The organism is Aquitalea aquatilis, assembly GCF_005155025.1.
GTDB classification, from domain to species: Bacteria; Pseudomonadota; Gammaproteobacteria; order Burkholderiales; family Chromobacteriaceae; genus Aquitalea; species Aquitalea aquatilis.
In genome coordinates, this window is the sequence record NZ_CP039731.1 from 3,746,921 (window position 1) to 3,767,261 (window position 20,341).

Consider the following 20,341-nt stretch of genomic DNA (forward strand, 5'->3'; position numbering starts at 1 on the left):
ATCTCCTTAGCCGGCCAGCGCATGCATGGCCTGCGCCGGCAGCCACACCGTAACCGCCTGACCGGGAGTCAACACCTGGCGAGCGGCTGCATCGTCATTGGGCAACACCATGCTGATGATGCGCTCCGGGCCGGCTTCCAGCTCGTAGCGGCTGACTGCGCCCAGGTACTGCACGTCGAGCAGCCGGGTGGGCAAGCGGATGCCATCGCCAGCCTGGCCATCCTGCACCGGGCGGATGCGCTCCGGACGCACGGCAAAAGCCTGCTGCTGGCCGGTCAGGCAGGCCGCCCAAGCAGCATCGAAAACATTCGACGTCCCGACAAAATCCGCCACAAAGGCAGTGGCCGGCTGGGTATAGAGCACCTGCGGGGCGGCAATCTGTTCGATGCGGCCCTTGTTGAACACCGCCACCCGGTCGGACATCGACAACGCCTCGCCCTGATCGTGGGTGACATAAATAAAGGTAATGCCCAGCTTGCGCTGCAGGGCCTTCAGTTCGGTCTGCATCTGCTCGCGCAGCTTCAGGTCCAGCGCACCCAGCGGTTCGTCCAGCAACAGCACCCGCGGCTGCAGAATCAATGCGCGCGCCAGGGCCACCCGCTGGCGTTGGCCACCGGACAAGGCGGACGGACGGCGGCTGCCGTACTGGCCCAGTTTCACCATGTCCAGCATGGCTTCGGCACGGCGGTGGCGCTCGGCCCGCGCCGCGCCCTTGATCATCAAGCCGTAGGCCACATTGTCCAGCACGCTCATGTGCGGAAACAGCGCGTAGTCCTGGAACACGGTATTCACGTCGCGCAGATTGGGCGGCAAGCCAGCGGCTTCGCGGCCAAAAATCTGGATGGAGCCACTGCTGGGCTGCTCGAAACCGGCAATCAGCCGCAAACTGGTGGTTTTGCCTGAACCGGACGGCCCCAGCATGGAAAAGAATTCGCCCTCGGCAATGGCCAGGTCGATCTGGTCCACCGCACGCACGGCATCGTAATGGCGGCTAACCTGTTGGAAACGGACGGCAAGGGTCATGACTCAAACTCCCGGCTGCCCATCGGCACCGTGCCGACAGGCAGCATGTTCTGCATGCGGTCAGCGACCGCCCATGATGGCAATGTAATCGGCAGTCCAGCGGCTATACGGCACACAGCTGCCCTGGCCACACTTGGCCACAGGAGTACGCCAGAAGCGGATCTGGGCAAAGCGGTCAAAGCCGTTGCTCTAGCAGAAATTGCTGCCGCCAGGGGCCTTGGTCTGGCAGGCTTCGGCCACCACCGGGTTAGAGCCAAACCACTCGGCCAGACCAGACTGCAGCTTTTTATTGAGCGACCACTCCATCCACTTGTAGGCGCACACCGGGTGCTGCGCCTGAGCATGCAGCATGGTGGTATCGGCCCAGCCCGTGGCCCCTTCTTGCGGAATGGTGCCGGCCACCGGGAATTTCTCTGCCTGCAGGGTGTTGATGGTGTAACCCCAGGCACTGGATACGGCCACGCCTTCTTTCTTGAAGTCATTCATCTGCACGGTGACATCATGCCAGTAGCGATGGGTCAGGCCTTTTTGCTGACGCAGCAGCTTCAGCACGGCGGCGTACTGGGCTTCATTCAGCTCATAGGGGTCTTTGATGCCCAGCTTGGGGTTCTTGTGCATCAGGTAGAGTGCGGCGTCCGCAATGTAGATGGCGCCATCGTAAGCCTGCACCCGGCCCTTGTTGGGCTTGCCATCGGGCAGATTGCCCGGCTCGAACAGCACCGACCAGCTGGTGGGTGCCTTGCTGAAGACCTTGCTGTTGTACATCAGGAAGTTGGCCCCCCACTGGTAGGGTACGCCATAGGGTTTTCCGGCCACGGTAAACCAGTTACCACTCTTCACTCGCGGGTCCAGCGTGTTCCAGCTGGGGATCAACGCCGGGTTGATTTCCTGCACCTTCTTGCCGTAGATCAGCCGCAGCGAAGCATCACCCGAGGCTGTTACCAGGTCGTAATTGGGTGAATTCATCAGCGACACCATTTCGTCCGAGGTGGCCGCGGTTTTCACGTTCACCTGGCAGCCGGTGGACTTTTCGAAACCGGTCACCCAGTCGTAATTCTTGTCGCTCTGCCCGCGCTCGATATAACCGGGCCAGGCAATGATATTGAGTTTGCCTTCCGGCTTGCCCAATGTGGCCAATGGTGCGGCCAGCACGGCAGGGGCAATCAGGCTGGAACTGACCAGGGCGGCGGTCAGGCGAATCAGGCTGCTTTGCATCACGTTTCTCCTTCTCCAAGGACTGCGCATTGTGCGTCTGGGAATGTGTGAGCCGATTCTAGGCAGCACACGGCAGAGCCCCTAGCCAGTCCGGCCAATGACAGGGATTGGAAAAACAGATAGCAATGCTTTGGTGCAGGAGAAAAAGAATAAGACAGGCCGGCGGCTGGACAGCAAGCGCTTGTCCGCAGCAAGACAACAGCATGAGGCGCACTAAGCCATCGCAATAAATGATGGCTTATGAATGATTATCGAAAATACAGATATCAAGAAAAGGTTTGTTTATGACTGCGGCTGTACTCTCTGGCCAGAGCAAGGAAGTTGTGAGTGCTGTCAGAAACCCGCATACCGCGCCGCCACACCACGCCTACTTCCAGCGTTGGGGTTTCTTCCTGTAAGGGCAGCACCTCCAGACGGTCCCCTTCTAGCGACCACGGGCGATAGAGCACATCCGGCATGATGGCCAGGCCAGCCCCGGTGGCCACCAGGCTACGCATGGCCTCGACCGAAGCCGTGCGCACCGCCAGTTGCGGCTTGCGGCCAATCTGCCGCCACAAGGCAGTCGCCACATCCTCCAGCTCATCCAGCTTCAGCGCCACCAGCGGCTGCTCGGCCAGGTCCGTCAACGTGACTACGCCACCATCCAGCAAACGATGGCCAGCCGGCAGCCATAAACGATAACTGGACTGCTGCAATACCTCGGCCTGTAGCGCCTGACGGTTCTGAACATTGGAGACGATCAGCACCGCCGCATCCAGCTCGCCATTGACCAGCAGGTGTTCGATATAGTCGCGCTGGTCTTCCACTACCCGCACTTCCACCTGCGGGAAAGTGCTGCGAAAGCGCTCCAGCAGATAAGGCAGGAAATAACCACACACCAGGCTGGTGACACCGATATTGAGCTGGCCGGTTACCGCATCCGGTCGCATCGACAGGGCTTCGCGCGCATGCCGCACCGATGCCAGGATCTGGTGGGCATGACGCAGAAACTGATAACCAGCATGGGTCAGGCTCATGCCACGGGCGTGTCGTGTAAACAGCTGCACCCCCAGGTCAAGCTCCAGCGCACGGATGGCTTCGGTCACCACCGATTGCGATACATTCAGATCCTGCACCGCGCGTGAAATCGACTGCATTTCAGCCACAGCAACAAAATAGCGCACATTTTTCAGCGTGATCGACACTTCCGCCCTCTTCACCCTATTGTTATGGCGCGATTGTGCCCGAGACCCGTTGCTGCGAACAGCCTCATGCCACGGCTGTCCTGCCCAAGCAGGAGCCAAGGGGCATTTCACCCAGAGAAGCCCGCTCGGTCGTGACAACGGACAAGACCTCTTCACCCGCTATGGATGGTCATTCTGTCGGGAGAATGATGCTGATCGGCCGGGTCCCGATGGGAAAGCCGGTTGCCCCATCAATGGCCACGGGCTGAATCTCGGTACCGTTCTCAGTATCCATAAAACGTATCATCTCGCCGCCGCCACGATGCTTGCGGCCCCACGCTCCGATCATGAACAACACCGGCAAGAAGTCTGTGCCTGCCGTAGTCAGGACATATTCGTCACGTGGCGGGTGTTCTGAATAACGCCTCTTCTCCAGCAAACCCTCCTCCGTCAGCTTGGCCAGTCTAGTCGTCAGCATGGTTGGCGCGATTCCCAGGCTTTTCCTGAATTGGTCAAAGCGGGTCAATCCTGCATGCGCATCGCGCAGGATAAGCATGCTCCATGCATCGCCAACCAGGGCAAGGCTGCGGGCGATTGGGCAGGGGTTGCTACAACTATTTTTCTTGTCCATATCAATTTAATAGTGACTATCGAGAAAAAGAATGCTACTGTTACTTTCAAATTGATAGTAACACCTTCGTGACCAAGAATCCATCTGCCCACCAAAGCTGAAGCAAAGGATGAATGGTCCGCAACCGCTCAACATACAGGAGTTTTCCCATGCTCATCCTCGCGGCCCCGCTGACTTACCTTGTTTTCACGCTGATGACTGTTGGCATTGGTCATGACCTGTCCACGGCAAAGGATGCCACTGCTCAGCCAGCCTACAGTGCCGACCAAAGCAGCAATTTGGTCCCGACTGCAGCAGGTATGGCGCAATGAGTCGTTCTACCATTGAATCTGATCAAGCAAGAAACGTTGAGCCCATGCAAGTACTGAGAATGGAGAGAAATTGATGAAAGCCCTTACCTTCAAGCGCTATGGCAAGTCACCCGATATCGGCTTCTCAGACGTGCCGCGTCCCATTCTGAAACCCAATGAGCTACTGGTTGAAGTGCATGCTGCAGGTTTGAACCCGATAGACAACATGATTCCGACCGGAATGTTCAAACCCGTACTGCACTTTCAGCTGCCAGCGACACTCGGCAGCGATCTTGCCGGGGTGGTGATGGAAGTCGGCAGCAGTGTCACGCACTTCAAGCCGGGTGATGCTGTTTTTGCCAGCATTTTTGACCAGGGAACGGGCTCCATTGCCGAGTTTGCTGTTGTGCCGGAAGAGTCTGCCGCACACAAACCGGCCAATCTGGACTTTGTGCAAGCGGCATCCATTCCGATGGTGGGATTGACCTCCTGGCAGGCACTGAAAGAACGCGCCGAACTGAAAAAAGGGCAGAAAGTCTTTATCCCGGCGGGTTCGGGTGGCATCGGAACATTTGCAATCCAGTTAGCCAAGTATTTTGGTGCCAAGGTTGGCACCACGACGAGTACGAGCAATGTGCAACTGGTAAGCCGTCTTGGTGCTGATGAGGTGGTTGACTACAAGAAACAAGAGTTCGAAAACGTGCTGCACGGCTATGACGTGGTGCTGGGAACCATCAAAGGGGATGCAATCGAGAAGTCGCTACGCATTCTGAAACCGGGCGGCAAGATCGTGTCACTCATTGGCCCGCTGGATGCTGCATTTGCCCGTGCCAAACGCTTGAATTTCGTTCTTACCTTCATTTTTGGCCTGATGAGTCGAAAGATCACACGCCTGGCAAAAAACCGAGGCGTCAGCTACGCCTTTCACTTTGTACGGCCTGATGGTGCTCAGCTCGCTGAAATCGGCAATCTCCTTAATGCAGAGCGCATCCAACCCGTCATCGACAAGGTATTTCCATTTGCACAAGCAAAGGAAGCCCTTGCCTACCTTGCTCAAGGACGGGCCAAAGGCAAGGTGGTGGTCAAAATCAGATAGCGCCTGACACTAGCCACTCCGGCGTTTCCAATTGCGGTCACACCTGAGCAGGAGTGACGTGTTTTCCCTATACGACCTGGTTTCCCCAGATGAAAAATGAAAATGCTGTTGTTTTGATTACCGGTGCTTCCAGCGGCATTGGCGCTACCTATGCGGAACGGTTTGCCCGCCGTGGCCACGATCTTGTTCTGGTAGCACGAGACAGAACACGACTGGATGCCCTGGCAACACGCTTGCGGGAAGAATTCAATGTCCTTGTTGAAGTCCTTCCGGCCGACCTGACCCAGCCCACCGACCTGCACGCAGTGGAAGACCGCCTGCGCAATGACGCCAGAATTGGCATCCTGATTAACAACGCAGGCATTGCACAGGCAGGCAGCTTTGTGCAGCAGACCCCGGACAGTATCGACCAGCTGATTACGCTGAATACGCAGTCGCTCACACGGCTTGCCGCTGCGGTCGCCCCGCGCTTTGTACAGGCTGGCAGGGGTTCCATTGTCAACATCGGTTCTGTGGTCGCTTTTGCACCCGAATTTGGCATGTCGATCTACGGTGCGACCAAAGCTTTCGTCTTGTTCCTGTCTCAAGGGCTGCATCAAGAGTTATCCCCCCAAGGCGTCTATGTACAAGCCGTGCTGCCGGCCGCAACCCGTACCGACTTGTGGCAGCGTGCCGGCATCGACATCAATACGCTGCCGGAAGTCATGGATGTTGGCGAGCTGGTCGATGCAGCGCTGCTTGGCTTTGATCGCCGTGAGCTGATCACCATTCCGCCGCTGCATGTAGCCGAACGCTGGGATGCGCTGGATGCTGCACGCCAAGGGCTGATGTCAGACATTCGGCAAGCACAAGCTGCCGCGCGATATCGCGGCTGATGCACAAGTATTTCGGAGAACAGTAATGACGGAAAATCACCTGACTACCCCGACGCGATTCGTTGATGTGGGTGGCGCAAAAATCGCCTACCGGCGCTGGGGTAATGCCAAGGCAGGCCAGCCACCCTTGCTGTTTCTGCAGCACTTCCGTGGCGGGATGGATCACTGGGACCCATTGATGACAGATGGGCTTGCCGAAGGCCGGGAGGTCATTCTTTATAACGGCCGCGGTATCGCATCGTCTGGTGGTCAAGCACGCACCCGTATCGAAGAGATGGCCGATGATGCCGCCGCCTTTGTTCGCACATTGGGCTTGGAACAAATCGATGTGCTGGGGTTTTCCTTGGGGGGCTTCCAGGCACTGGACCTGACCTGGAGACACCCGACACTGGTGCGCAAGCTGATGCTGCTAGGCACAGGACCGCGCGGGGGCGATCCCGCAATGGAAACACCGGTGCTGACCGCAGCGGCACGGCCAGCCCCTGTATTTGAAGACTTTCTGTATCTGTTTTTTGGCAAGTCCGCACAGGCTGAACAGGCTGCACGTGCATTCTGGGCGCGGCGTCACCAGCGCGTGGAGCAGGACCCGCCATCTTCACCCGAAGTTGCCAGGGCGCAGATTGAGGCCAATATGCTGTATCTGCCCAGATTGTCGGAGGAGGATCCATTCGCTTACCTGCGTGGCATCCAGCAACCCACCTTCATCCTGAACGGAGTAAATGATGTGATGATTCCGACCGTCAACTCATTCTACATGGTGCGAAATCTGCCAAATGCGCAGTTATTCATCTATCCGGATAGCGGCCATGCTGCGCAATTCCAGTACCCGCAGCGCTTCCTGCATCACGCAGCCCATTTTTTGAGTGAGTGATGCCAGCAGCAGCTCTTCCTATTTACCATCCAGTACCTAAGGTTCTGCCATGCTCAAATTCAAGCTCCTGCTGTGGGCGTTCACCCAGCTACTGAAACGACAGATCAAACACAACCCCGATTGCGCGCGTTACGTTGAAGGCAAGAGCCTCGCGTTTCAGATCCGCACCGCGTCTGGGGTTGGTCGTCACTACGTCATCCGCAATGGCACGATTCATTCCTCTGCAGAGCTGGCATCGAATCCGCAATTTACCTTGAACTTCAGGGATGCAGCCAAAGGCTTTGCCATCCTGGCGGCAAAAGATAGCCAGGCTGCCTTCCTGCGTGGTCTTGGTAGTAAAGACTTGATCATCAGCGGAGATTTCCAGGAGGTCATGTGGTTTCAGGGCCTGACAGCTTTCCTGCAAGCACCCAAGGAAATTTCTCCCTATGATCGCACCGCATTTTGAGGATTTATGGATAAAAACCTGCTGAACCAGCCTTTGAAGCTGCCTAATGGCAGCATGCTGCGCAACCGCCTTGCCAAAGCAGCCATGAGCGAAGCGCTGGGGACCTATGACAATCGTCCAACCGCGGACTTGGTGAAGTTGTACCAGCGTTGGGCTGCTTCGGGATTGGGCCTGATTGTGACGGGTAATGTCATGATCGACCGTCGGGCACTGGGAGAACCCGGCAATGTGGTGATTGAGGACGAGGCAGACCTGCCTGTTTTACGTGAGTGGGCCAAGGCAGCGACGGCCCAAGGGGCTGACATCTGGGTCCAGCTCAACCATCCGGGCAAACAATCTCCGAAAGGGTTGAATGCCTATAACCTGTCGCCATCGGCAGTCCCATTCCGGGAAGACATGGCCGCATTCTTCGACACGCCACGCGAAGCGACTCCTGCCGAAATACAAGACATCATTGCCCGTTTCGGGCGCAGTGCCGCGATCTGCAAGAAAGCAGGCTTCAGTGGTGTGGAAATTCATGGCGCGCATGGCTACTTGCTTAGCCAGTTTCTTTCTCCGCATCACAACCGCCGCAATGATGAATGGGGTGGCAGCCCCGAAAAGCGCCGACGTTTCGTGCTTGAGGTTTACGCGGAGATTCGCCGGCAAGTAGGGCCAGACTTCCCCGTGGGAATCAAACTCAACTCGGCAGACTTCCAACGTGGAGGCTTTAGCGAAGAAGAATCGATCGAGACAATTCGGGCACTCGCCGATGCAGGCATTGACCTGATTGAGATCTCAGGTGGCACCTACGAGGCACCGGCCATGAGTGGCTCAGTAGAATCAGCCAAGATGGCTTCCACATCAACACGCGAAGCTTATTTCCTGGAATTTGCCGAAAAAGTGCGGGCCGCCGTGACGGTTCCCTTGATGGTAACGGGTGGCTTCCGTACAGCCGCAGGCATGAATGCAGCCTTGCGTTCCAATGCGCTGGACATCGTCGGTCTTGCGCGATTGCTGGCCATTGATCCGGATGCGCCTGCCGCCCTGCTACAAGGACGTGACAGCCTGCAACAGGTGCGCCCCATCCGTACCGGCATCAAGAGCATCGACCGCCTGGGAGTCATGGAAGTACTGTGGTACACCCGTCAGCTCAAGCGCATTGCAAGGGGGCACAAGCCATGCCCAGATGAAAGCGGCCTGTTCGCATTCTTGAAATCGCTGCTCCACAGTAGTTGGGGGACTTATCGAACACGGCGATTACGGGCAGCTGCTTGATCAGGATGAATCGTTCCCGCGTGTAGCTACTTTTGGCTGCATCAATACTGGCGCAGCCATTTTTTATCCCGCCTACAAATGGCAGCCTTGGCCGATCAACCGCCGAAGAGTCAGCCAGACAGGCGGCCGTTTGGCCTATGAACAAGTTCTAAGCGCACAGTCACGCGAACTTGGGCCAACGACCGCGGCAGACGACATTCCAGACGATTGAGGCGCTACTGTTGCAAAAGCTGCTCGGTGGAGACCTTGGCAAGGCCAATCGCATCTGCCAGGTACACGTTGACCGCAAACGCTACTGCTTACCATGTGGGCCAGCAAGATACTGTTTATCGGCCTGCTCGGCATTGGCAGCCATGTGTGATGCAAATGGACTGCCAAGTAGCGGAGACCTCTGGTGCAGCCACCTTGCTCTCTCAGGGGCGTGCGCTACCCTCGGTGGCAAGTTGCGACATGATTTGGTACGCCACACTCACCCGCTCACCCAGCGGGGTGTTCTTGTTGGCCAGCATCACAATACCCACGCGCTTCTCGGGTACAAACGCGACATACGCGCCAAAACCGTTAGTCGACCCCGTCTTGTTAATCCAGACATCAGCACGCGGTGGCTGATGCGGCTTGATCTCGGTCGCCGGTATTGCTTCTACCATGCTCGACCCGTTTCCTTCTAGCAGCGTCGGTAAAGCGACGGGATACGGATACTGCTCCCAGATCAGGTCCTGAATCATTGGCCCGGCCCGGAAATAAGCCGTATGCGTCTCGTCTATCGCGCGCTGTAGCTTTTCGTCGAGTGAGATCGCATGCATATTGGCGTCGATAAAGCGCAGCAAATCCGCGGCCGTACTCTTGACACCGTAAGCTTCGGCCGACAACACCCCACCTTTCATCCGGATCGGCACACCGGTCTTGCTATAGCCCTGCGCATAATCGGCTAATTTGGCGGCCGGAACATCGATATAACTGTTGTTCATCCCCAGTGCCGGAAACAGCTTCTGCTCGATCAGCGCAGTAAAATCCTGCTTCATGCTTTTTGCCGTGATCCAACCCAGCGTACCGATGCCGGGGTTGGCATAGGTACGGTAGGTGCCAGGGGTATAGGCCGGCTGCCACGCCTTGAAGTAATGTAGCAATTGCTCGTCGTTATGAATGTTCGCCGGCACTTGTAATGGCAAGCCGCCAGGTGTGTGCGTCCCCAAATTGAGCAGGCTTACTTCACCGAAGGGACTCCCGCTTAGCGACGGCAAATACTTGCTAGTTTTGTCCTGCAGAGAGAGGTAGCCCCTCACTTGCGCATAAGAGGCCAGCGTGGCAGTGAAAGTCTTGCTCACCGAGCCAATCTCGAACAAAGTGTCGCGCGTGACCGGCTGGCGCGTTTCCAGAGAGGCCACGCCATAGTTGTATACGTAGGTCGTCCCCGCGACAGTGACCCCAACGGCCATGCCAGGAATGCCATCTTTGACCATCAAGGTGTGGATCGCTTTGTCCACTAAACTTTTGATTTTATCTTGCGGCATATCGGACGCCTGACTGACAGTGGCGGTCGCACAGAACACCGCACAGACCACTGCGGCGAAACGCATGGTGTTGGATTTCATGACTTTCTTCCTTTCGTCTTGCTCGTGGGAGGCTACCTCGACTCATTAGCCTTGTTTATGTATTGATTGCGCCAAGTATTTTCATTTCTTGCCGTATCAACCACAAGCGACGAAAATTTGTATTAGACAATAGAAATTCTTATACATAAGCCCAATGCGCCCACACTTACCGTTAAACGCTCTCCGGGCGTTCGAGGCCTCGGCCCGGCACCTGAACTTCACCCGAGCCGGGCTGGAATTGAAGGTTACCCAAGCGGCGGTCAGCCAGCAGGTGCGAATGCTGGAAGACTGGCTCGGTACCCCGCTATTCAAACGCCTACCGCGCGGCTTGGGACTGACGGACGAAGCCAGGGCGATCCTGCCGGTGCTGAGCGATGCGTTCAACCGTATCGAAGCGGTACTCAAGCAATGTGAAGGTGGCCATATGAGCGAGGTGCTGACCATAGGCGTGGTCGGCACCTTCGCCGTTGGCTGGCTGCTGCCTCGGCTCAAACTATTTCGCGATGCTCATCCCTTTGTGGATCTGCGGCTGCTTACCCATAACAATCTGGTCGACCATGCCGCCGAGGGGCTGGATTTTGCGATTCGCTTCGGCGAAGGAGGCTGGCCAAGCACCGAGAATGCTTTGTTGTTTGATGCTCCGCTCTCGGTGCTCTGCTCGCCGGAGATCGCCAGGCGGCTTGCCGTGCCGGCCGATTTGACCAGGGAAACCTTACTGCGCTCCTACCGCACCGAAGAATGGATGCAATGGTTCGAAGTAGCACGACTGGAACCATGGACCATCAGTGGCCCGATCTTCGACTCCTCGCGCTTGATGGTAGAAGCGGCGATGCAAGGGGCAGGTATCGCGCTGGCTCCAGCACGGATGTTCCAGCGTGAGCTGCAGTCGGGTGTTCTGGCGCGACCTTTTGAATTGGAAGTACGCACCGGCAGCTACTGGCTTACTTGGTTGAAATCACGCAGCCGGTCCCCGGCCATGCAGATGTTCCACGACTGGCTTTTGCATGAGGCCGCCTGCGCATCTGGCTAGCCGGGGCCGTGTCCGCAATGATGTGTATAGCCGCCGTTTTCACTACTCGATGGCGCGTTCGCCAAGGCCGAACCGCCGCCGAACAGGCTGACGAACCGCCAGATGATCGGCCGAAACGGTCTTGCGGCTGCAAAATGGAATATGGCTGCATCCACCCGTGATGCAGCCATAAAGCATCTGGCCCTCAAGGTCGAGTCAGACGCTCACAGCGTCCGTCACCAAGCTGCAATGCAGCCCACCCATCTGCGTCAAGCCACTGACTTGGCTGCGTTTGCCCATATCTGAGGGAACTGCTCGGCACGGATGGCCGGCGCAATGGCCTGGATGCTGAAGCTGGCCAGTTGGTGGCTATCAAAAGGGTCGGCTGCAATCATCTGCTGCATGTCAGCCTTCTGCTCGCCGTGTGCCAGGATAAATCCGCCCGTGCCGCTGACCAGCGGGCCGGCAAACAGGATGCGGCCTTGGCGGATATTGTCGGCCAACCATGCCTTGTGGCCTTCCAGTTGTGTCTGGACTTCCTGCTCCGGGCGCAAATAGTTGAGGGTAATGGCAAATAGCATGCTTTTTCTCCGGTAATGAAGGTGACTTACAGTCCGCCGAGGCTACGGTTAATGGCGCTTTTGGCTTTGGCAATGCCTGCCGCACGGATTTCAGCGGCTTTCGATGCGCCTTCTGCACGGACGAACTGCACATCGTCGATACCCAGAAAGCCGAAGAGTGCGCGCAGATAGCCCTCCTGGAAGTCCATGTGCGCCAGCGGGCCTTCGGCATAGAAACCACCACGGGCCGAGACGACAATCACGCGCTTGCCACCGGCCAGACCAACGGGGCCGCGCTCGGTGTACTGGAAGCTACGCCCGGCCTGGGCCAGGCGATCCAGCCATGCCTTGAGCTGGGAGGGGACGGAAAAATTGTACATGGGGGCAGCCACGACGATGACATCGCTGGCCATGAACTCCTGCAGCAGTAACTCCGATAATTGATGTTCCTGCAGCGTGGCCGCGTCAAACGCGCTCACGCCGCTGGGCCGGAATCCGGCTGCGATGGCAGCGGTCAGATGGCGGATTTCCTGCTGCACCACGTCGCGGTAAACAAGCCGGGCGTCAGGGTGCGTGGCTTGCAGCTGCTGCACCACGGCAGCAGCCAAGTCACGGGTGATGGACTGTGCGCCAAGAATGCTGGCATCAATTTGCAAAATATTCATGGGTATCTCTTTGCTGGGTGAGGTGTTAGCGACTGGCGGCTCTGGCTGCCTGATCCAGCAGGCTGGCGATGGCCGCCGGGCGGGAAATCATGGAGAGATGACTGGATGGCACCGACCACACGGTGGCACCGATTTGCCTGGCCATGCGCAGCTGTACCTCGGGCGGCAAGGCCTGGTCACGTGTGGTGTGCACATACCAGCGGGGCTTGTCGCGCCAGGCGGCATGCCCGATCTTGCTGCCAAAGCTGGCGCTGGCAATGGGCTGCTGCACGGCGGCCAACAGCCGCACCTGTTTGAGAGGCACATCTGCAGCCATCACCTGACGGAACTGGGCCGGCTGATCCAGCCAGAGCATGCCATGCTCATCGGCAGCAAGACCTTCCATGGGAGCGTGCAAGCGCGTCAGCAGCTCACTGACTGATTCATTACTGTCCGGCACCAGGGCCGACAGGTAGACCAGGCCTTTCACCTTGGGATCATTCCCCGCCTGGGTGATAACCGCTCCGGCCCAGGAGTGGCCAACCAGCAGCACATCTCCCGTCTGGCGCTGCAATACTTTTTCAGTGGCAGCCACATCGTCAGCCAAGGAAGTCAGCGGGTTTTGTACGGCGCTGACGTGATAACCCAGGCGCTGCAGCCTGCTGATGACTGGCGACCAGCTGGAGCCATCGGCGAATGCGCCATGCACCAGCACGATATTGCGGATGGTGGGCGCAGCCTGGCTTGGCGTGCTGGCCAGCGTCAATACCACACCGGCAAGGGCAAGCAGTTTCTGCTTCCAGTCACGGGGGAGCCGTGCGCTGGCATTCTTGCTTGAAAATTCTTTTGAATCATTGGCTTGTGACATTTCTTGCATCCGGCAAATCAATGTCATGCAGTGTAGCCGGGTGGATGAAGGCAAATAAGATGGCGAATTGGACATTGTTCATGCAAAATTCGCCAAACAAACAAGGGGAAGATCATGCAGATCGCCATCGTGGCACTGGAAGGCAGTTTGTTATCCGCCATCAGCGGCCTGGCGGACATGTTCTGGATCTGCAATCAGGCCAGCCGCAATCCGCCACCCGGGGTGGTGACCGCACGGGCTGGCAGTCCCGGCCCGTTGTTCCATAGCCGTATTGTCAGTGCCGATGGCCTGCCGCTGCGCGACCCGCAAGGACGGTGGATTCCGGTAGATGCTGCGTTTGATACAGAAACCGCCTACGATGCCATCCTGATTGCCGGCATGGCGCTGGGGCCGGACGGCCAGCCCCCACATACCGGCGCACAAGCACAGGCTGCCCGCTGGCTGTCATCCCGCCATCAGGCTGGCGTGCTGATTGGCGGTGCCTGTGCCGGCACCTTTGTGCTGGGAGAGGCCGGTTTGCTCGACCGGCGTCGTTGTACCACCACCTGGTGGTTACACCATGTATTCAAGCAGCGCTTTCCCGCTGCCTGCCATGTGTGGGGTAGTGCCATGGAGGAGCAAGACGGCATCATTACCACGGGAGGGCCGCTCTCCTGGGTGGATCTTGCGCTGCATGTCATCCGGCACCTAGCCGGCCCGGAACTGGCCCGACTGGCCGCAGACATTGCAGTGGCCGACAGCCTGCCCTTACCCCAGTTGCTGTATGCCCCGCGTGGCTTCGTCAACACGGCCAACCCCCTGCTTTTGCAGGCAGAACAAATCATCCGCCATGCCCAGCCCGGGATAACGGCGGAGGCCTTGGCCCAGGCATTGCACCTGAGTGAACGCACCTTGCACCGCCGCCTGAAGCAACTGACCGGTGAGTCACCCAAGGCCTTTATCACCCGCGTCCGCATCGAGACGGCCTGCGTGTTACTGGGTACGCCGGGCATCGGCATCAAGCAGGTGGCCAGCCAGTGTGGTTATGGCGATGAAACGGCTTTCCGACGGGCCTTCATACAGGCCATGGGTCTGACTCCGGTGGATTACCGCCGCCGGATGCAAAGCCGCAACAGCTAAATAGTTAGCTTCAGCAGTCCGGCTCTCCTGCTCTGCGGGCAAGTTGCGCCTGCAGGAGGCGAAATACGGTGAAATAGCACAGAAAACCGGGCTGGCTAGGCAGTTGGGGTGGCTGAAAATCAAGAAAATGGCCTAGCCAGTCATCGGAAGCTAACGCTTGGAAAGTTGTACTTCACGTGTTTTTCAACCGAGCAGCCACTAAGGGGAACAGTAATCAGCCCCCTCCCCTCATGTGCTTACACCACCTCCAATTGCCCCATCATCCCAGCAGCCTCATGTTCGAGAATGTGGCAATGGAACATCCGGATGCATGGCCAGTGCTGTACCGTTTTGATACGCACAGTTTCACCCGACTTCAGGTTGATGGTGTCGTGCCAGGCCAGATAGGGCTCGGCCTTGACCACACCGTCCATTTCCCGCGATTGCACCTGGAACTGTGTGCCATGCAGATGGAAGGGATGATCCATGTCGGACTGGTTGACGATCTCCCATAGCTCCACCTCATCGACTCGGCTGCTCAAGTCAATGCGATGCATGTCGTACTCCTTGCCATTCACCAGGAACTGCATGCCATGCTGGCCATTGGTCATGGTCATTTTTTCGGAGAAGACAACCCGCTTTTGGGCAACCGGGCGTCCCAGATCCTTGATGGTGGCCAGCCTGGCCGGCAAGGGTGCAACTTGGCCAGTCGTAACCCGTGAAAAATCGACAGTCAGAATGTCCAGCGGCGTGTCAGGGGCAACCTCTCCCATTTTTCCACGCGCATACACTGCGGCAATCAGCTTGCCCTGATCACGCCGTTTGCCCGCATCAACGATCAATTCGATACGCTGGCCCGGTGCCAACACATGCTCGGTCAAACCGGTGACGGGCCGTTCCAGCAAGCCACCATCTGTTCCAATCAGGATCAGCAGCGAGCCAGGCAACTGCAGGCGCAGATAGCGCGCGCTATTGGCATTCCAGATCCGCCAGCGCTCACGTCCCCCCGCATCGAAATGGACGGTCGGCTTATTCTGCGCATTGGTCAGGACAAACTGCCCTTCGCGCCCGTTCATCCAGTCATCGCTGTTATTCGGCGCAATCTGCCCCATGTGATCCAACTTCAGATCAGACAGAATCAGCAAACGCTCCGGCACTCCGGCAAGTGGGTCTTGTTTCGCCCGAACGATAAAGCCACCGGCAAGGCCACGAAAGGCCTGTTCTGCCGTGAACTCATGTGGATGAGGGTGATACCAGTAAGTCCCGGCGCTGCCTTCCGGCAAGGTAAAACGATACGTAATGTGCTGGCCGGGAGCGACGGCCTGCTGTGGGTTGCCATCCTGATTCGGTGGCACCGGCAGTCCATGCCAGTGAATTGAGGTCGGTTGGCTCAGTTGGTTGTGCAACGTGATTTCAACCGTATCGCCTTCCATCACATCAATCAGTGGCCCGGGCAGGCTGCCGTTATAAGTCCAGAATTCGGTCGGCCCGTCTTTCAGCAGCGGGACGCCTACCGCTTTTGCCGTCAGCGTAGCCTTGAACAAGCCGGGCTGGCTGCTTTCATTGGCGAGTAAGGGCATGCTGCCCAGATCCGCAGCTGAAGCCAGTAATGCCGGATCCAGCAAGGGCATGGGGCTGCCATCAACCGGCATGGCATGTGACATGGAGGCAGCGAGGGACTTCAGGCTGAAGCCCCCCAGGCTTGCCAGCAACATGCCGCTCAAGAATGAACGTCTGTGCATGATAAGCCTCGTCTGTTATTGCGCCGTCGGCATTTTCATCATTGACGACTGCTGGTCCATCATCTGCATCATCATGTCCATCATGCGCATATCACCCTGCATCATGGATTTCATCGGCATGCCATCACCCTGCTTCATCCCTTTCATCATGCCCATATTGGACATGCCACCCTGACAGTGCGCCATGTGCATTTGCTTCATCATGCCCATGCTGTCCTTCATCACTGCCATTCCTTCTTGCATGGCGGCTTGCCGTTCTTCCGGCGTTTTGGCAGCAGCCATTTTTGCGTGTACCGCATTCATTTTTTCCATCTGGGCCTCCATCTCCTTGCTTGCTGCCATTTGTTTGACAGTGGGCTTGGCCGCTTTCTTGGTGACGACCGCAGCGGAAGCATCCTGGTGATGGGCTTCATTTGCCTGTGCGGTAAAGGTGGTGGCGGCAATAGCCAGGGCGATAACGGTTTTCCATTGGGTTTTCATGATTCGACTCCGTATAGACGTGACAAAGGATTGTCCTGCCACGATGGCAGGAGAGGGGCACGAGGGTGGCTGCGCCACCCCATCGGGTAATGACTTAGAAGCGGCCGAACAGCACGCCGGTACGTTGGTCTTTAGTCATGGTGTAGATGGCCAGCGTACCTGGCTTTTCTTCACCCATACCGGGGCTGTTCAATGGCATGCCGGGGGCAGACAGGCCCACTACGTCGGCCTTGCTGGCGATCAGCTTTTTGATGGCGGCCACTGGTACATGGCCTTCAATGGTGTAGCGGCCAATCTTGGCGGTATGGCAGCTGCCCAGACCCGGCGTGACACCCATCTGCTGCTTGATCGGCTGCATGTCGTCGCGATTGATGGCGGTGACATCAAAGCCGTTGTGCTTGAGATAGCTGATATAGGCCTCGCAGCAGCTGCAAGTCGGGCTCTTGTACAGCGTGACTGGAGTGGCGGCAAAAACGGAGGTGCTGAACGCGCCGATCAAGACGGCAAGAACGCGGGTACGGATGGTGGCCATGATGGCCCTCCTTCTGGCAATGACAATGATTCAGATAACCGGCAACAGGCCGGCAAGTCAGAAAATACGGTCAGGCGAGTAAAGGGGGGCGATGCGGCGGAGAAAGGGTGATACCAGCCAGTTTGGCGGGCTGGGTAGGGACAAAAATACCAACCTGGGCTAGCGGGGCAGCAGACCAAGCTGCTTGCTGGAACAAGGACGGTGCACAGAGTTGCACGCAGCCTGCACCGCTACACAACATGCCATGCGCAGCTTTTGCATGGGCGGCATGTGTCGGCATCTTGCCTGCGGTTTCCTCATGGCAGGCCGCATGGGTTTCATGGGCCATGCAGTCTGCCGATATGATTGCCTCGCCTGCCATGGCCATATCTGCACTTGCTGCCAGCACATTGAGTGCCGGAAGCGCGAGCAGAAGCATGAGCAGGAAACGGTATAAGGCTTTCATATTCGGCAAGATAGCACTGTTAAGCGGCTAAGGTGAATGCAAAATAATTCTTTGCTATCGCATTGTTGATCTGGATCAGTCGCACTACCAGCATGTCGCCACCTCACTTCACGGGCAGGTCCGCATTTTTGTGTAAACGGGTTTTGGGTTACGTCTGTGGCATGCGTTCCTCGAACTGAATGGTAAGGCGCGTCAGCTCCGCCTTCCACTCGCCTTCGCCCATCATCTTGATGCCGGCACGGTCCACGAGGCGATGCAGACAAACCGACACCATGTCGCGCCTGTCAGAAGTTCTTCGGAAGTTACACGGTCTCTCCGGCAACAAGGCCATGACACCAAACGTGATTGGACATATTCAAGTTGTCGCAAAAGGCAGCAGTTACTCGGGGCTGAAGCCTGCAAAGATCGCTATTGTCGAATGCAAAGTGCCGCCATTCGCATTTACAGACCGCGATGTTCAAACCTCGTATATTGCCCAGGCAACTGAAATTATTCACGAAACATCTGATCGCAAACACCCGAAGGAGTACATCTGGGTCAACATGACTCACGCCATTGACGGTGCATGGGGCATTGCAGGCAAGGCGTATATCCAGCCCGATCAAGAATAGAGAGACAGCGACCGGCCATGATGCGTCAACATCAGGCCGGCCAGCTGACCCGCAGAACGACCCTGCAAGTCACCCCAAGGCTGCCACTTTCTGCGCAGAAAGCCCGGACAGTCTAACGGTTAAACGGTCCTGGACCACCTTGCCGATGTCACTACCCGAAATCCGCTGCGGCCATTGCGGCCGCAAACTCGCCGAGGGCCACGTACTGGTCCTCAGCATCAAATGCCCGCGCTGCCGGGCACACAATCACCTGAAGGCCGCCGAGCCTCCTGCCAGCGCGTCATCGCACGCCACTGCAAAGGATGCACATGCATGGCCCACAACCCACCATCGGTAGCCTGTTCGCCGGCATCGGCGGCTTCGACATCGGCTTTGAAAACGCCGGTTTCACCACCGCCTGGCAAGTCGAAATCAACCCCGTCTGCCGCGCCGTCCTCGCCGACCGTTTCCCCCACGCCCGCCAGTTCGACGACGTGCGCACCGTCGGAGCCCACAACCTCAGCGCCGTTGACATCCTGGTCGGCGGCTTTCCCTGCCAGGACCTGTCCACCATGGGAGCCCGGCAAGGCCTGGCCGGCCAGCGCTCTGGCCTGTTCTTTGAAGTCTGCCGCCTCGCCCGTGAGTTACAACCTCGCTGGCTGGTCCTTGAAAACGTCACGGGGCTGCTCTCTTGCCGAGATGGCCAGGATTTCCAGGCAGTCATTTCCACGCTTGCCGAATGCGGGTATCTGGGATGCTGGCGGGTGCTGGATGCTTCATGTTTCGGAGTCCCCACAAAACGCCGTCGCGTATTCATTATTGCCGGTCTTCACGAACAGCCCCCCATCAAGCTGCTGGCTGACGCCAGCCCAGTGGCAACAGTTCCTGGCACGCCGCCAGCGCAACAATCCGAACTCAAGCCTTTCCCTACTTTACTTGCCGGACAAGCTGCCAGCCAGATCCCTATCAATGGCGCAGGCCTCGTCGCTCAAGCCGACGGATGGGATTCGATGGCTGAACGGGCCCGAGCGTCTGAGCATCATGGGCTTTGCCTCGGACTGGATGCGACCAACTTTGCAGAGGCTCAAGCTGCCGGCAACGCCGTTGTGCCGCAAGTCGTGGAATGGATCGCCCGGAAGCTGAGGGGGACTTATGTGTAGGGCTGGGGGGTAATCAGGATGAAGGGGGTGGAGGCCCCCTTTTTGCGTTGTGGATTAGGAGTAAGGTGGCTGGATTCGGCCAGTTGCGGGCATAGGGAAGCTTCAACTACTCGGCAGCTGAACGGCCAGTATTTATCGAAGAGCTGCCATCAACGTTCGACATGAGCGGCAGTCTTTATTCCGTCCACACGACAGAGCGTCATACGATGAATGATTTTGGCAGTAGCTTGTTTATAAAAACATCTTGCTCATATTTGTTTTTGAGTTCCATTTCTGCCATAGCCTCTCTGACTCTTTCCTGTGATAAGTGGCAGATATACGGAGGCGAGCAAGAAATAAGTAGAAAATATTCGCCGCACTCATTCCGGCAAATTCTATGAAGATCCTCGAAAGTGTATCGCATATGCTCTAGCCGTTGAACTACGATCTCTGCCTTGGCTCCATCAAATTCATACTTTGGATCATCAGCCTTTAGCTTGATCTTTTTTAGGATCGCATCCGCACTGGAAATTTCTTTGATCTTTGCTCTTGAGTATGCATAACTTCCAAAAAAGAAAATAACATACATCACGGCCAGTGTAGGCAGCCCTGTGATAAGAAAAATCAGAAGAAATGTCATAAATTAGGTTTCTTTATCAAGTTCATTTCTTCAATCACCAATAGTATTTGAAGACACATCATAGCGAATGAAAAACTGTCGGCTGCAATAGTTGGTTAGCTGTTTCCAGTATCGCGTTGAACGAGGTGAAAAC

Annotated in this window: 24 protein-coding genes; 10 read left to right on the top strand and 14 right to left on the bottom strand. The window is 57.2% G+C overall.

Annotated features, from left to right (window positions below):
- Positions 1 to 6: 6 nt before the first annotated feature.
- From FAZ30_RS17495 to FAZ30_RS17510, 4 genes are all read right to left on the bottom strand, one after another.
- A complete protein-coding gene (locus tag FAZ30_RS17495) occupies positions 7 to 1,023 on the bottom strand; it encodes an ABC transporter ATP-binding protein (protein WP_137009927.1) in 1,017 nt (338 codons plus the stop codon).
- Positions 1,024 to 1,212: 189 nt separating this feature from the next.
- The gene (locus FAZ30_RS17500) at positions 1,213 to 2,238 is read right to left on the bottom strand and encodes an ABC transporter substrate-binding protein (RefSeq protein ID WP_205676613.1); all 1,026 of its coding nucleotides are present in this window, start codon (positions 2,236 to 2,238) and stop codon (positions 1,213 to 1,215) included.
- A 266-nt stretch (positions 2,239 to 2,504) separates the two neighbouring features.
- Complete coding sequence (locus tag FAZ30_RS17505; RefSeq protein ID WP_137009928.1) at positions 2,505 to 3,422, bottom strand: LysR family transcriptional regulator; 918 nt, start codon at positions 3,420 to 3,422, stop codon at positions 2,505 to 2,507.
- A 169-nt stretch (positions 3,423 to 3,591) separates the two neighbouring features.
- Positions 3,592 to 4,032, bottom strand: a complete 441-nt coding sequence (locus FAZ30_RS17510; RefSeq protein WP_124643875.1) for a winged helix-turn-helix transcriptional regulator — start codon at positions 4,030 to 4,032, stop codon at positions 3,592 to 3,594.
- A gap of 384 nt (positions 4,033 to 4,416) precedes the next feature.
- On the opposite strand from FAZ30_RS17510, the gene FAZ30_RS17515 reads away from it, so the two are divergent.
- The 5 genes from FAZ30_RS17515 to FAZ30_RS17535 all read left to right on the top strand — a co-directional run bounded on the left by FAZ30_RS17515 (position 4,417) and on the right by FAZ30_RS17535 (position 8,869).
- The gene (locus FAZ30_RS17515) at positions 4,417 to 5,418 is read left to right on the top strand and encodes an NADP-dependent oxidoreductase (protein ID WP_137009929.1); all 1,002 of its coding nucleotides are present in this window, start codon (positions 4,417 to 4,419) and stop codon (positions 5,416 to 5,418) included.
- 89 nt (positions 5,419 to 5,507) lie between these two features.
- A complete protein-coding gene (locus FAZ30_RS17520) occupies positions 5,508 to 6,293 on the top strand; it encodes an SDR family NAD(P)-dependent oxidoreductase (RefSeq protein ID WP_137009930.1) in 786 nt (261 codons plus the stop codon).
- Positions 6,294 to 6,318: 25 nt separating this feature from the next.
- Entirely contained in the window at positions 6,319 to 7,164 is an 846-nt protein-coding gene (locus FAZ30_RS17525; RefSeq protein WP_137009931.1) for an alpha/beta fold hydrolase, read from the top strand.
- 49 nt (positions 7,165 to 7,213) lie between these two features.
- The gene (locus tag FAZ30_RS17530; RefSeq protein ID WP_124643871.1) at positions 7,214 to 7,612 is read left to right on the top strand and encodes a helicase; all 399 of its coding nucleotides are present in this window, start codon (positions 7,214 to 7,216) and stop codon (positions 7,610 to 7,612) included.
- A gap of 6 nt (positions 7,613 to 7,618) precedes the next feature.
- Positions 7,619 to 8,869: an NADH:flavin oxidoreductase/NADH oxidase family protein gene (locus tag FAZ30_RS17535; RefSeq protein WP_124643870.1), complete on the top strand. Its 1,251-nt coding sequence runs from the start codon at positions 7,619 to 7,621 to the stop codon at positions 8,867 to 8,869.
- Positions 8,870 to 9,282: 413 nt separating this feature from the next.
- Here FAZ30_RS17535 and ampC read toward each other — a convergent pair whose 3' ends face one another.
- On the bottom strand, positions 9,283 to 10,461 hold the full coding sequence (ampC, locus tag FAZ30_RS17540) for a class C beta-lactamase (protein ID WP_124643869.1): 1,179 nt from the start codon (positions 10,459 to 10,461) through the stop codon (positions 9,283 to 9,285).
- Between the two features lie 154 nt (positions 10,462 to 10,615).
- On the opposite strand from ampC, the gene FAZ30_RS17545 reads away from it, so the two are divergent.
- Positions 10,616 to 11,491 (top strand): LysR family transcriptional regulator, encoded by an 876-nt coding sequence (locus FAZ30_RS17545; protein WP_199731008.1) that lies wholly within the window; start codon positions 10,616 to 10,618, stop codon positions 11,489 to 11,491.
- 248 nt (positions 11,492 to 11,739) lie between these two features.
- Here the strand turns inward: FAZ30_RS17545 and FAZ30_RS17550 are convergent, their stop codons facing one another.
- The 3 genes from FAZ30_RS17550 to FAZ30_RS17560 are packed head-to-tail and all read right to left on the bottom strand — an operon-like array spanning position 11,740 to position 13,542.
- A complete protein-coding gene (locus FAZ30_RS17550) occupies positions 11,740 to 12,051 on the bottom strand; it encodes a YciI family protein (protein WP_124643867.1) in 312 nt (103 codons plus the stop codon).
- Positions 12,052 to 12,077: 26 nt separating this feature from the next.
- A complete protein-coding gene (locus tag FAZ30_RS17555; RefSeq protein ID WP_124643866.1) occupies positions 12,078 to 12,695 on the bottom strand; it encodes an FMN-dependent NADH-azoreductase in 618 nt (205 codons plus the stop codon).
- Positions 12,696 to 12,720: 25 nt separating this feature from the next.
- Entirely contained in the window at positions 12,721 to 13,542 is an 822-nt protein-coding gene (locus FAZ30_RS17560) for an alpha/beta fold hydrolase (protein ID WP_124643865.1), read from the bottom strand.
- Positions 13,543 to 13,656: 114 nt separating this feature from the next.
- Here FAZ30_RS17560 and FAZ30_RS17565 point away from each other — a divergent pair, with 114 nt between their 5' ends.
- Positions 13,657 to 14,661, top strand: a complete 1,005-nt coding sequence (locus FAZ30_RS17565; protein ID WP_124643864.1) for a GlxA family transcriptional regulator — start codon at positions 13,657 to 13,659, stop codon at positions 14,659 to 14,661.
- A 236-nt stretch (positions 14,662 to 14,897) separates the two neighbouring features.
- On the opposite strand, the gene FAZ30_RS17570 is transcribed toward FAZ30_RS17565, so the two are convergent.
- The 5 genes from FAZ30_RS17570 to FAZ30_RS20920 all read right to left on the bottom strand — a co-directional run bounded on the left by FAZ30_RS17570 (position 14,898) and on the right by FAZ30_RS20920 (position 18,113).
- Positions 14,898 to 16,382, bottom strand: coding sequence for a multicopper oxidase family protein (locus FAZ30_RS17570; protein WP_137009932.1), 1,485 nt, complete (start codon positions 16,380 to 16,382; stop codon positions 14,898 to 14,900).
- Positions 16,383 to 16,397: 15 nt separating this feature from the next.
- A complete protein-coding gene (locus FAZ30_RS17575) occupies positions 16,398 to 16,904 on the bottom strand; it encodes a hypothetical protein (protein ID WP_205676614.1) in 507 nt (168 codons plus the stop codon).
- A 52-nt stretch (positions 16,905 to 16,956) separates the two neighbouring features.
- Entirely contained in the window at positions 16,957 to 17,394 is a 438-nt protein-coding gene (locus tag FAZ30_RS17580) for a DUF411 domain-containing protein (protein WP_124643861.1), read from the bottom strand.
- Between the two features lie 70 nt (positions 17,395 to 17,464).
- A complete protein-coding gene (locus tag FAZ30_RS17585; protein ID WP_124643860.1) occupies positions 17,465 to 17,848 on the bottom strand; it encodes a hypothetical protein in 384 nt (127 codons plus the stop codon).
- Between the two features lie 139 nt (positions 17,849 to 17,987).
- On the bottom strand, positions 17,988 to 18,113 hold the full coding sequence (locus FAZ30_RS20920; protein WP_255424582.1) for a hypothetical protein: 126 nt from the start codon (positions 18,111 to 18,113) through the stop codon (positions 17,988 to 17,990).
- Between FAZ30_RS20920 and FAZ30_RS17590 the strand changes: the two genes are divergently transcribed.
- The 3 genes from FAZ30_RS17590 (at position 18,112) to FAZ30_RS17600 (ending at position 19,589) form a co-directional block, all read left to right on the top strand.
- A complete protein-coding gene (locus FAZ30_RS17590; RefSeq protein WP_199731007.1) occupies positions 18,112 to 18,450 on the top strand; it encodes a hypothetical protein in 339 nt (112 codons plus the stop codon). The two genes, FAZ30_RS20920 and FAZ30_RS17590, sit on opposite strands and share 2 nt — an antisense overlap.
- A gap of 145 nt (positions 18,451 to 18,595) precedes the next feature.
- Positions 18,596 to 18,787 carry a Com family DNA-binding transcriptional regulator gene (locus tag FAZ30_RS17595; RefSeq protein WP_124643858.1) on the top strand — a complete coding sequence of 64 codons (192 nt, stop codon included), beginning with the start codon at positions 18,596 to 18,598 and terminating at the stop codon, positions 18,785 to 18,787.
- Positions 18,759 to 19,589, top strand: a complete 831-nt coding sequence (locus FAZ30_RS17600) for a DNA cytosine methyltransferase (RefSeq protein WP_124643857.1) — start codon at positions 18,759 to 18,761, stop codon at positions 19,587 to 19,589. The genes FAZ30_RS17595 and FAZ30_RS17600 overlap by 29 nt, the downstream gene beginning before the upstream one ends.
- Before the next feature lie 199 nt (positions 19,590 to 19,788).
- Here FAZ30_RS17600 and FAZ30_RS17605 read toward each other — a convergent pair whose 3' ends face one another.
- Positions 19,789 to 20,208 carry a hypothetical protein gene (locus FAZ30_RS17605; protein ID WP_124643856.1) on the bottom strand — a complete coding sequence of 140 codons (420 nt, stop codon included), beginning with the start codon at positions 20,206 to 20,208 and terminating at the stop codon, positions 19,789 to 19,791.
- Between the last annotated feature and the right edge of the window lie 133 nt (positions 20,209 to 20,341).

Excerpts from the sequence above, each read along its gene's own strand:
- FAZ30_RS17495 (WP_137009927.1), bottom strand. The coding sequence starts at position 1,023 with ATGACCCTTGCCGTCCGTTTCCAACAGGTTAGCCGCCATTACGATGCC.
- FAZ30_RS17500 (WP_205676613.1), bottom strand. The coding sequence starts at position 2,238 with ATGCAAAGCAGCCTGATTCGCCTGACCGCCGCCCTGGTCAGTTCCAGC.
- FAZ30_RS17510 (WP_124643875.1), bottom strand. The coding sequence starts at position 4,032 with ATGGACAAGAAAAATAGTTGTAGCAACCCCTGCCCAATCGCCCGCAGC.
- FAZ30_RS17515 (WP_137009929.1), top strand. The coding sequence starts at position 4,417 with ATGAAAGCCCTTACCTTCAAGCGCTATGGCAAGTCACCCGATATCGGC.
- FAZ30_RS17520 (WP_137009930.1), top strand. The coding sequence starts at position 5,508 with ATGAAAAATGAAAATGCTGTTGTTTTGATTACCGGTGCTTCCAGCGGC.
- FAZ30_RS17525 (WP_137009931.1), top strand. The coding sequence starts at position 6,319 with ATGACGGAAAATCACCTGACTACCCCGACGCGATTCGTTGATGTGGGT.
- FAZ30_RS17530 (WP_124643871.1), top strand. The coding sequence starts at position 7,214 with ATGCTCAAATTCAAGCTCCTGCTGTGGGCGTTCACCCAGCTACTGAAA.
- FAZ30_RS17535 (WP_124643870.1), top strand. The coding sequence starts at position 7,619 with ATGGATAAAAACCTGCTGAACCAGCCTTTGAAGCTGCCTAATGGCAGC.
- ampC (WP_124643869.1), bottom strand. The coding sequence starts at position 10,461 with ATGAAATCCAACACCATGCGTTTCGCCGCAGTGGTCTGTGCGGTGTTC.
- FAZ30_RS17545 (WP_199731008.1), top strand. The coding sequence starts at position 10,616 with ATGCGCCCACACTTACCGTTAAACGCTCTCCGGGCGTTCGAGGCCTCG.
- FAZ30_RS17550 (WP_124643867.1), bottom strand. The coding sequence starts at position 12,051 with ATGCTATTTGCCATTACCCTCAACTATTTGCGCCCGGAGCAGGAAGTC.
- FAZ30_RS17555 (WP_124643866.1), bottom strand. The coding sequence starts at position 12,695 with ATGAATATTTTGCAAATTGATGCCAGCATTCTTGGCGCACAGTCCATC.
- FAZ30_RS17560 (WP_124643865.1), bottom strand. The coding sequence starts at position 13,542 with ATGTCACAAGCCAATGATTCAAAAGAATTTTCAAGCAAGAATGCCAGC.
- FAZ30_RS17565 (WP_124643864.1), top strand. The coding sequence starts at position 13,657 with ATGCAGATCGCCATCGTGGCACTGGAAGGCAGTTTGTTATCCGCCATC.
- FAZ30_RS17570 (WP_137009932.1), bottom strand. The coding sequence starts at position 16,382 with ATGCACAGACGTTCATTCTTGAGCGGCATGTTGCTGGCAAGCCTGGGG.
- FAZ30_RS17580 (WP_124643861.1), bottom strand. The coding sequence starts at position 17,394 with ATGGCCACCATCCGTACCCGCGTTCTTGCCGTCTTGATCGGCGCGTTC.
- FAZ30_RS17590 (WP_199731007.1), top strand. The coding sequence starts at position 18,112 with ATGTCGCGCCTGTCAGAAGTTCTTCGGAAGTTACACGGTCTCTCCGGC.
- FAZ30_RS20920 (WP_255424582.1), bottom strand. The coding sequence starts at position 18,113 with ATGGTGTCGGTTTGTCTGCATCGCCTCGTGGACCGTGCCGGCATCAAG.
- FAZ30_RS17595 (WP_124643858.1), top strand. The coding sequence starts at position 18,596 with ATGTCACTACCCGAAATCCGCTGCGGCCATTGCGGCCGCAAACTCGCC.
- FAZ30_RS17600 (WP_124643857.1), top strand. The coding sequence starts at position 18,759 with ATGCATGGCCCACAACCCACCATCGGTAGCCTGTTCGCCGGCATCGGC.
- FAZ30_RS17605 (WP_124643856.1), bottom strand. The coding sequence starts at position 20,208 with ATGACATTTCTTCTGATTTTTCTTATCACAGGGCTGCCTACACTGGCC.